Raw genomic sequence first — 9,341 nt, 5'->3', positions numbered from 1 at the left:
TCCAAGCGGGTTGAACAGGCCAAACGGAAGGCAGGACGGTTGTGGGCAGATGTGGTGCGTCAGAATCTACCGTGTCTGCAGCGGTCATCCGGGACGCCGATCCATCAAGCGTTGTCGGCGCTTCGGGATTTTGGTTGGGTGTAAAAAAATGGAATACAATATCATCACTTCAAGATGAGGGATGAGAGTCCAAAAGCGCTTACGATATCAATTCCTGAAAATGGTTCGCTAACTAGTGATTGACAACACCCGTAGTGAACCGAAAAAATGTTCTCCACAAAGTCTTGACTGACTCTATGAAAAAACAAATAATTGCGAAAATATGAATAGTGCGATATAATAAAGTTTAATATACAAGAAGGAGGGAACGATATGCACGTATTCGAAAAATTGTATGATGAGCATGAAAAAGTAAAAGTGAGGTTTGTCGGCTTTACGACAAAAGACGTCCGATACGACTTTGGCATCGTGTACACAAATATGTTTTTTGGTAAACCACTTGTCATCTGTATGCAAACAGGCCGCTCTGCTCTCCTCGACCCGAAAGACATCGAAGACCACGACTATTTACAACGCACGTTCCGTATTGACACGAAAGAACAAGCTGAAGATTTAGCGGAATTTTTCTCAGACATTTTACCAACGACACCTTATGCTGAACAATATGAGTAAGAGGCGTGAAATACGTCTCTTTTTTTATTTAAATATGTCATACTAATCCCTATTGACAAAACAAATGTGACATATTATTATGAAATCAGTAAAACGTTTTCAAACATTCCAAAGGAAAAGGGGTTATCGGGGATGGGTACAATTGTATGCCAAACATGCAATGCGACAATCGATCATTTTGAGGACGAAAAAGTAACGGTATTGTACGGTCAATGCAGCGGTTGCGATTGTGAAGACGAACAGTAAAACATAGATCGGAACGAGCTTTGGGGGATGAGGAGACAATATAGAGAGAAGGGATCGGCATAGCCGGTCTCTTTTCATTGATGAAAAAAAGCGGAACTCGATGCGAGCTCCGCTTTTTTCATTTCTGGTGTTCTTTAATGACGCGCAACGTTTGTAACGTGTCGTCTTCTGGACCTTGAACAGGCAGGCCGACTTCTATATTTTTGCGAATATAGTTTAAATTTTCTTCCGTAATAATTTCACCCGGAATGAAAATCGGAATGCCCGGTGGATATACCATGACAAACTCAGCGATAATGCGCCCTGCTGATTCGTCAAACGGCACGACTTCTGTTTCCGAATAAAACGCATCGCGCGGGGTGAGCGCAAGGACAGGAATGTCTGGTAAAAGCACTTTCGGTTTTTTTCCGACTTCAGCTTGATGGCGAAATTCGTTTGATAAACGACGAAGCGCTTCGACTAATACGCTCGTCTCCCGTTCTGTATCGCCCGGTGTAATAATACATAAAATGTTGTATAAGTCGGATAACTCCACTTCAATGTTGTAATGTTCACGAAGCCATTTTTCGACTTCATAGCCTGTTAGTCCAAGCTCTTTGACCGAAATGATAAGCTTCGTTGGGTCGTAGTCAAACGTCGCTTTTGTGCCGATAATCTCTTTTCCGACGCAATATAAATAGTCGATGTCGTTAATTTGCTTGCGCGTTTCATTCGCGAGGCGAATCGCTTGTTCCGCTAACTCATGTCCTTCTGTCGCAAGCCGTTTGCGCGCCACATCGAGCGAAGCAAGCAACAAGTAAGACGTCGATGTCGTCGTTAACATGCTTAAAATGGACTGCACCCGTTTTGGCGACACGAGCCCTTCTTTCACGTTTAAAATCGAGCTTTGTGTCATGGAACCGCCAAGCTTATGCACGCTCGTCGCCGACATATCCGCTCCTGCTTGCATCGCTGAAAGCGGCAAATCTTCATGAAAGTGAATGTGTACGCCATGCGCCTCATCGACAAGGACAGGGACATGATAGCGATGCGCAATGTCAACAATTCGTTTTAAGTCGCCAGCAATGCCAAAGTACGTCGGGTTGATGACGAGCACCCCTTTGGCGTCCGGATGTTGCTTTAACGCCGTCTCTACTGCTTCTGGTGTAATGCCGTGTGAAATGCCAAGCTCTTTATCAATTTCAGGATGAACGAAAATCGGTGTCGCTCCCGAAAAGACGATCGCTGACATGACTGATTTATGCACGTTTCGTGGGACGATAATTTTATCGCCAGGACCTGCGACAGACATGACCATCGTCATAATCGCGCCGCTCGTCCCTTGCACGGAGAAAAACGTATAGTCCGCCCCGAACGCTTCCGCAGCCAACTGTTGGGCGCGTTTAATCATTCCTTTTGGCTGATGTAAATCATCAAGTGGACCGATATTAATTAAATCCATCGCTAACGCATTTTCTCCAATAAAGGAGCGAAACTGCTCGTCCATTCCTGCTCCTTTTTTATGGCCGGGAATATGAAATTGAATCGGATTTTTCTTTATATGCTCTAACAGTCCGGTAAATAACGGTGTTTCATACTGTGACAATTTCGCTGTACACCTCTTTAACTTGGATTTACATAAAACAAAGTGAATTATAGCACTTCTTTATACGTTTGCAAAGATGATTTTTTGTTTAAAAATGAAAGGCGGTGTATGTTTCTTCATTTATTGTTTGTGAAGGACTTTTCTTTATGAGCGAAGAATGATAAAAAGTAAAGGGGGAGTGGACTGTGAACTGGAAAACGAGAGTAACGGAGTTGTTAGGCATTCGTTATCCGATCATTCAAGGAGGTTTGGCGTATTTAGCGTATGCCGATTTAGCGGCGGCGGTATCGAATGCTGGAGGGCTAGGGCAAATTACGGCGATGTCGCTCGAGACGCCTGATGAGTTGCGGAAAGAAATAAAAAAAGTGCGCGAAAAAACGGACAAACCGTTTGGAGTCAATTTTGCGATCGGACAACATGGACGCCCGTTTGCGCACATGCTTGAGGTGGCGATTGAAGAAAACGTGCCGGTCATTTCGATGACGGGCGGAAATCCTGCACCCATTTTCGAACAGTTAAAAGGTGTACCGGTGAAAAAGCTTGTGCTCGTGGCGGCGGTACGTCAAGCGGTGAAAGCGGAGGAGCTTGGGGCGGATGCGGTTATGGTTGTCGGTCAAGAAGGGGGCGGTCATCTCGGCAAACACGATATCGGGACGTTCGTATTAGTGCCGCGCGTCGTCGATTCCGTATCGATTCCTGTCATCGCTTCAGGAGGCATCGGAGACGGTCGCGGACTGATGGCTGCGCTTGCGCTTGGGGCAGAAGGAATTGAAATGGGCACGCGCTTTATTGCGACAAAAGAATGCATTCATGCCCATCCGGTGTATAAACAAATGCTTGTGGAGCGCACAGAAAGCGACACCGTCGTCATTAAACGGTCGCTCGGTGCGCCTGCCCGCGCGTTGTTAAACGAATGGACGGAAAAAATTTTACAGTTTGAACAAGAAGGAAAAGGATACGAGCAGTTAAAAGAGTACATTAGCGGACAAGCGAACAAGCGATTTATTTACGACGGTCGTACGGAAGAAGGATTTGCGTGGGCGGGACAAGTGATCGGACTCATTCGCGATGTGCCGACAGTAAGTGAACTTTTTGCGCGCATGATTCAAGAAGCGGAACAAATTCGCGCACGTTGGACAAACTAAAATAGACAGCAAAAAAGAAAGGTGAACATCATGAAATATGCATACCCGATTGATTACAGTTGGTCAACAGAAGAAATCATCGACGTCATTAAATTTTACGAAGGTGTTGAACAAGCGTACGAACGAGGCATTGAGCGAGAGCAGCTGATGAACTTATATCGTCGCTTTAAAGAAATTGTCCCAAGCAAAGCGGAAGAGCGAAAACTATGCGATGAATTTGAAAAAGTAAGCGGCTATTCACCGTACCAAACGATGAAAAAAGGAAAAGAGTTGTCCGTCGGAGATATTGTGAAAATGTAAAGTTGCATATCCCCTTTCCGTTACATAGTATGTAAAAAAAGAAAATATTCAAAAAAAAAGACTTCAAAACGGAAGGGGTGCACGATATGCGAAAAACTGCCGATGGATTTAAAAGAATGGATGGAGAACGACGAATAAAAGTATTAAAGCTCGAAGTAGACTACGAACTAGCCACCCTTTATGAAGCGATGTTAGAAAATAACGAAGCGAAAAAAAACGAATGTAAACGAAAACTAGAAAGACTGCGCCAAGAATTGATTCGCCTGTCGAAATGAAAGGGACGTGAGAAGGCGGCAAGCGCCGCCTTTTCTACATAAGTATATGCAGGAGGTCTTATATGTGGAACGAAATTGATCAACATATGCAGCATTGGATTCGGGAAGCAGGGGAGCGCATACGCGATGCGTTTCAAACGAAACTAAAAATCGAAACGAAATCAAGCCCATCCGACTTAGTGACAAACGTCGATCGGGAAATCGAACAATTTTTTATTGAACGCATTCGCCAAACATACCCGATGCACCGCATTTTAGGAGAAGAAGGGCTCGGCGATACGCTTGAAGCGCTAGACGGCATCGTTTGGATCATCGACCCGATTGACGGAACGATGAATTTCGTTCATCAACAGCGTCATTTTGCGATTTCTGTTGGGGTGTTTCAAGATGGTGTCGGCATGCTTGGCTACATTTACGACGTTGCTTTTGATGAGCTGTATTACGCCCAAAAAGGAAAAGGGGCGTTTGTAAACGGCACGCCGCTTCCACCGCTCGAAAAAACGTCGCTTGACCGTGCGATCATTTCACTAAACGCGACATGGGTGACGGAAAATCACCGCATCGACCCGAACGTCCTCGCCCCGCTTGTGAAAAAAGCGCGCGGCACGCGTTCATACGGCTCCGCTGCGCTCGAGATGGCATATATCGCTTCTGGGAAACTCGATGCGTACATTACGCTTCGTTTGTCGCCGTGGGATATTGCCGGCGGAATGGTTATCGTGCAAGAAGTAGGTGGAATCGTGACAAACTTGTACGGTGAGCCGCTCAATATGATCGAAAAAAGTTCCGTATTCGTTTCTAAACCGGGATTGCATGAAGAAGTACTTTCGATCATCAAGCGCTAACTATTACTCGTTAGCGCTTTTTCTTTTTTTTAATGAAAAGCCGAGCCCCATGACACCAAAGAGAGCGATCGTTGCCCCAATGATCGCCGGCACATGTCGGTAAGCGATTGCAATGCCGATGCTAATCATCGCCGCCGTGGCAAGTAGTGCAATCATAAAAAAAAGCGGTTGAAATTTGTTCATTTTCTTCCTCCTCATCCTCTTTCCTTTTAGGTTACAACAAAACATTCCGCTTTTCTACTATGTTTATGCTATAATAGACGCGCAATGTTGAAAAATAGGAGTTGACATAAGTGAGAAACGATATTCGTAACATCGCGATTATTGCGCACGTTGACCACGGGAAAACGACGTTAGTCGACCAATTGCTTCGCCAATCAGGAACGTTTCGGGCGAACGAACAAGTGGAAGAACGCGCGCTTGATCGCAACGATTTAGAACGTGAACGAGGCATTACCATTTTAGCAAAAAATACAGCTATTCAATACAAAGGCACGCGCATTAACATTTTAGATACGCCGGGCCACGCTGATTTTGGCGGGGAAGTGGAGCGCATTATGCGGCTTGTCGATGGGGTGTTGCTCGTCGTCGATGCATATGAAGGATGCATGCCACAAACGCGCTTCGTCTTGAAAAAAGCGCTCGAACAAAACTTAACGCCGATTGTCGTCGTCAACAAAATCGACCGTGAGTTTGCCCGTCCGCACGAAGTTGTCGATGAAGTGATCGATTTATTTATTGAGCTTGGTGCAACGGAAGATCAACTTGAGTTTCCGGTCGTGTATGCTTCTGCGATTAACGGGACGGCAAGTTTAGATGCGGATAAACAAGACGCCGATATGACCGCGCTATTTGAAACGATTATTGAACATATTCCTGCCCCGCCCGACAATAGCGATGAACCGCTTCAATTTCAAGTGGCGCTTCTTGACTATAACGACTACGTCGGTCGTATCGGGATTGGACGCATTTTCCGCGGGCGTATGCAAGTTGGGCAACAAGTGGCGCTCATGAAGCTGGACGGATCTGTAAAAACGTTTCGCGTGACAAAACTGTTTGGCTTCCTCGGCTTAAAACGCATCGAAATTGAAGAAGCGAAAGCAGGCGATTTAGTTGCTGTTTCTGGTATGGAAGATATTAACGTTGGAGAAACGGTATGTCCGCTTGATGCCCAAGAAGCGTTGCCGCCGCTTCGCATTGACGAACCGACGTTACAAATGACGTTTCTCGTCAACAATAGCCCGTTTGCTGGACGGGAAGGAAAACATGTGACAGCAAGAAAAATTGAAGAGCGCCTTCGCCTCCAGTTAGAAACGGACGTGTCGCTTCGCGTTGAGCCAACGGATTCGCCAGATGCGTGGATCGTGTCAGGACGCGGGGAGCTTCATTTATCGATTTTAATTGAAAATATGCGCCGTGAAGGCTTTGAACTGCAAGTGTCAAAGCCGGAAGTCATCATAAAAGAAATCGACGGCGTCATGTGCGAACCTGTCGAGCGCGTGCAAATCGACATTCCTGAAGAATATACAGGGGCGATTATGGAGTCGCTTGGGGCGCGCAAAGGGGAAATGGTCGATATGATCAACAACGGAAACGGGCAAGTGCGCCTCATTTTCCTCGTTCCTGCGCGCGGATTAATTGGGTATCGCACAGAATTTATGTCGCTTACGCGCGGATACGGCATTTTAAACCATTCATTTGATAGCTACCAGCCGGTCATTGCAGGTCAAATTGGCGGCAGACATCAAGGTGTGCTCATTTCGATGGAAACAGGAAAAGCGACTGCTTACGGCATTATGCAAGTTGAAGACCGCGGCGTCATTTTTATTGAACCGGGAACGGAAGTGTATGAAGGGATGATCGTTGGCGAACATAGCCGCGACAACGATTTAGTCGTCAACGTATGCAAAATGAAACATGTAACAAACGTCCGCTCGTCAACGAAAGAACAAACGGTGACGATGAAAAAACCGCGCCTCATGACGTTAGAAGAAGCGCTCGAATATTTAAATGACGACGAATATTGCGAAGTGACGCCACAATCGATTCGCTTACGAAAAAAAATATTAGATAAAAACGAACGGGAAAAAATTGCGAAAAAGAAAAAACTCGCTGAGCAAAAGAAATAGGGGGAGTCGTCATGGATGTGATCGGTCGCCTGTCGTTTTTCGCTTCGCTATACAACGTGCATGAACAGCCGGTGAAAGGGATGTGGCTGTTGTATGCGACGATTGTCGTTTTATCGATCATTGTGTATCGTCTTGGCTTTGCGCGTGAACTACCGCTATTAAAAAACGTTATCATTTACTCGTTGCTTGTGCTCGGTTGTACCATTTTAGCGTTTTTCGCCGTCTTTTTACCTGTCGCAGAAGGATTGCTTGTTGCGGCGGTCGTATTAATCATTTATAAATGGCGGCTTCGTCGTGAAGGAGAGAATACGGAATGAAACTACAAGATGCGGTGTACAATTGGTTGACGATTACGGTGGTTGCCCATGCGCGCCCGGACGATACAGCAGCACAAGAAACAGAACGATTTTTTGCCGATTTGTTGCGTGAAGATCATGCGGTTGAGCAAATCGCATATACAAAAGAAGACGATGTCTATACAGTTGCATGTACCGTAAACAACGAATCGCGCACGTTTCGCTTTCCAGCCGAGCTCGTCGAAACGATGCTCGATCAAATTAATCGCGAACCTGAAAAATATGTCAATTACCAATAAGCGCCCATGTTTTCTGTCGGGCGCTTTTTCATCTTTCAATATTCTAACGTATGGAGGAAAAAGAATTTTGTTGACGAATACAGATGTCGAAAAAAGTATGTGAGGTGAATGTATGCCTATTGACCACGATCGTCTGTTTAAAGAGTTGATTTAAACGTTTTTTGAGGAATTTATTGTTCTCTTTTTCCTGACAATGCACGAGCATATCGATTTTCGCCACGTATCGTTTTTATCGAAGGAGCTGTTTACCGATGTGACAGCAGGAGAAAAGTACCGTGTCGATTTGCTTGTCGAAACGAAGCTGAAAGGGGAAGATGGGTTAGTGGTCGTGCATATTGAAAACGAAAGCTACGTTCAACCATCGTTTCCTGAACGAATATTTATTTATTTTCGCCGCTTGTTAGAAAAGTACCGCAAACACATCGTACCAATTTCTGTATTTAGCTACGATCCGCAACGAATGATCTGCATTTACGCTCCAATTTCCGTTTGGCCATGTGGTTGACTTTCGTTTTTTCACTTTGGAAATTCGTAAACAAAACTGCGAAACTACATTCGTCAAGACAATCCAATCGCTGCTGCACTGCTAAGCAAAATGGGATATACTGAAAGTGAACGGGTAGAACTGAAAAAACAATTTTTACGCATGCTTGTCCGAATGGAATTAGACGAAGCGAAACAACGATTGCTGTTTGGCTTTTTTGAAACATATGTAAAAATATCAGACGAAGAAGAACAACAGTTGCGGAGAAAGGTGAGCGGGATGGAGACGAAAGAAAAAGAACAAGTGTTGGAACTCATTATTGCGTATGAACAAAAGGGGGGAGAGAGGAAGGAATAAAACATATTGTACAAACGATGGCGAGAAAAGGGATGAGTATACAAAACATTGCGAGCCTCACCGATCTTACGGAAGAAGTGAAACAATTGTTGGAAAACAAATGAGTTGTTTGCTATGTCCCCTCCAACCTTGCAAGACGGAGGGGACGACAGTTATTTCTTATACGTCATTTCATTACCATTCCGTTTCATGTTTGCTCGTGCGGAAAAAGCGAAACTTGCCGGTCGCTAGCCGCTCTTTCGTTTTTTGCGCAATGCGTTCATGGCACGTTTCACACATATATGTATGAATCGGGCGGTTGCGCAACCGTTTCGCAAGCAACGTTTCGTCGTTTAACGTATCTATTTTTTCACAAAGAATGCATCGTACTCTCATCGTCCAACCTCGCATGTTTTTTTAAAAACTAGTATATGTGTGAGTAAAATATTTGTGGGTGACATTCAGGAATGATTCCCCGACGAGGGTTGCGAACTTTTGTTCGCGACGCTCGTCGGGGCCACCAAGCGAAGCGCGGTAGAAAAAAGCAAATGTCATGCAAAAAGGACTCTCTCCCTGCTATGATGGTGATGACCAACATCAATAAAACAGGAGGGAGAGAGTCCATGAAACATTTTACCACAGAATGGCCTTTATTAAAAGAGCTGGAGGAACAATTAGTCAGAACTCTTCAAAAGGTGTTCGCTGTCTTGTTGGCGGCCCTTTTGGAGG

12 protein-coding genes and 2 pseudogenes are annotated in these 9,341 nt (G+C 45.1%); 11 read left to right on the top strand and 3 right to left on the bottom strand.

Annotated features, from left to right (window positions below; genetic code table 11):
• The 3 genes and pseudogenes from LH47_RS15560 to LH47_RS13320 all read left to right on the top strand — a co-directional run.
• Window positions 1–144: pseudogene (locus LH47_RS15560) on the top strand (UPF0236 family protein); the annotation flags it as partial.
• Window positions 145–372: 228 nt separating this feature from the next.
• A complete protein-coding gene (locus LH47_RS13325) occupies window positions 373–672 on the top strand; it encodes a DUF3055 domain-containing protein (protein WP_035046692.1) in 300 nt (99 codons plus the stop codon).
• A gap of 132 nt (window positions 673–804) precedes the next feature.
• Window positions 805–918, top strand: coding sequence for a GapA-binding peptide SR1P (locus tag LH47_RS13320; protein ID WP_043968315.1), 114 nt, complete (start codon window positions 805–807; stop codon window positions 916–918).
• A gap of 118 nt (window positions 919–1,036) precedes the next feature.
• Here the strand turns inward: LH47_RS13320 and LH47_RS13315 are convergent, their stop codons facing one another.
• The gene (locus tag LH47_RS13315; RefSeq protein WP_043968313.1) at window positions 1,037–2,503 is read right to left on the bottom strand and encodes an aminotransferase class I/II-fold pyridoxal phosphate-dependent enzyme; all 1,467 of its coding nucleotides are present in this window, start codon (window positions 2,501–2,503) and stop codon (window positions 1,037–1,039) included.
• 185 nt (window positions 2,504–2,688) lie between these two features.
• Between LH47_RS13315 and LH47_RS13310 the strand changes: the two genes are divergently transcribed.
• The 4 genes from LH47_RS13310 to LH47_RS13295 all read left to right on the top strand — a co-directional run bounded on the left by LH47_RS13310 (window position 2,689) and on the right by LH47_RS13295 (window position 5,068).
• Window positions 2,689–3,648: an NAD(P)H-dependent flavin oxidoreductase gene (locus LH47_RS13310; protein ID WP_043968311.1), complete on the top strand. Its 960-nt coding sequence runs from the start codon at window positions 2,689–2,691 to the stop codon at window positions 3,646–3,648.
• 30 nt (window positions 3,649–3,678) lie between these two features.
• Window positions 3,679–3,948: a UPF0223 family protein gene (locus LH47_RS13305; protein WP_043968309.1), complete on the top strand. Its 270-nt coding sequence runs from the start codon at window positions 3,679–3,681 to the stop codon at window positions 3,946–3,948.
• An 86-nt stretch (window positions 3,949–4,034) separates the two neighbouring features.
• On the top strand, window positions 4,035–4,223 hold the full coding sequence (locus LH47_RS13300) for a hypothetical protein (RefSeq protein WP_043968308.1): 189 nt from the start codon (window positions 4,035–4,037) through the stop codon (window positions 4,221–4,223).
• Window positions 4,224–4,285: 62 nt separating this feature from the next.
• Window positions 4,286–5,068 carry an inositol monophosphatase family protein gene (locus LH47_RS13295; protein WP_043968306.1) on the top strand — a complete coding sequence of 261 codons (783 nt, stop codon included), beginning with the start codon at window positions 4,286–4,288 and terminating at the stop codon, window positions 5,066–5,068.
• Window positions 5,069–5,071: 3 nt separating this feature from the next.
• Here LH47_RS13295 and LH47_RS13290 read toward each other — a convergent pair whose 3' ends face one another.
• The gene (locus LH47_RS13290) at window positions 5,072–5,251 is read right to left on the bottom strand and encodes a DUF5325 family protein (RefSeq protein WP_043968305.1); all 180 of its coding nucleotides are present in this window, start codon (window positions 5,249–5,251) and stop codon (window positions 5,072–5,074) included.
• Between the two features lie 110 nt (window positions 5,252–5,361).
• Between LH47_RS13290 and typA the strand changes: the two genes are divergently transcribed.
• The 4 genes and pseudogenes from typA (at window position 5,362) to LH47_RS13270 (ending at window position 8,737) form a co-directional block, all read left to right on the top strand.
• Window positions 5,362–7,197, top strand: coding sequence for a translational GTPase TypA (typA, locus tag LH47_RS13285; protein WP_043968303.1), 1,836 nt, complete (start codon window positions 5,362–5,364; stop codon window positions 7,195–7,197).
• 11 nt (window positions 7,198–7,208) lie between these two features.
• On the top strand, window positions 7,209–7,514 hold the full coding sequence (locus LH47_RS13280; RefSeq protein ID WP_043968301.1) for a YlaH-like family protein: 306 nt from the start codon (window positions 7,209–7,211) through the stop codon (window positions 7,512–7,514).
• Entirely contained in the window at window positions 7,511–7,792 is a 282-nt protein-coding gene (locus LH47_RS13275; RefSeq protein WP_043968299.1) for a hypothetical protein, read from the top strand. The genes LH47_RS13280 and LH47_RS13275 overlap by 4 nt, the downstream gene beginning before the upstream one ends.
• A 172-nt stretch (window positions 7,793–7,964) precedes the next feature.
• A pseudogene (locus LH47_RS13270) lies at window positions 7,965–8,737 on the top strand (DUF4351 domain-containing protein).
• A gap of 70 nt (window positions 8,738–8,807) precedes the next feature.
• Here LH47_RS13270 and LH47_RS13265 read toward each other — a convergent pair.
• Window positions 8,808–9,008 carry a YlaI family protein gene (locus LH47_RS13265; RefSeq protein WP_004891284.1) on the bottom strand — a complete coding sequence of 67 codons (201 nt, stop codon included), beginning with the start codon at window positions 9,006–9,008 and terminating at the stop codon, window positions 8,808–8,810.
• Window positions 9,009–9,341 lie beyond the last annotated feature (333 nt).

This window comes from Anoxybacillus thermarum, assembly GCF_000836725.1.
Classification (GTDB): domain Bacteria; phylum Bacillota; class Bacilli; order Bacillales; family Anoxybacillaceae; genus Anoxybacillus; species Anoxybacillus thermarum.
The sequence above is the reverse complement of the archived record's forward strand: the minus strand, read 5'-3'. Positions and strand labels throughout refer to the sequence as shown.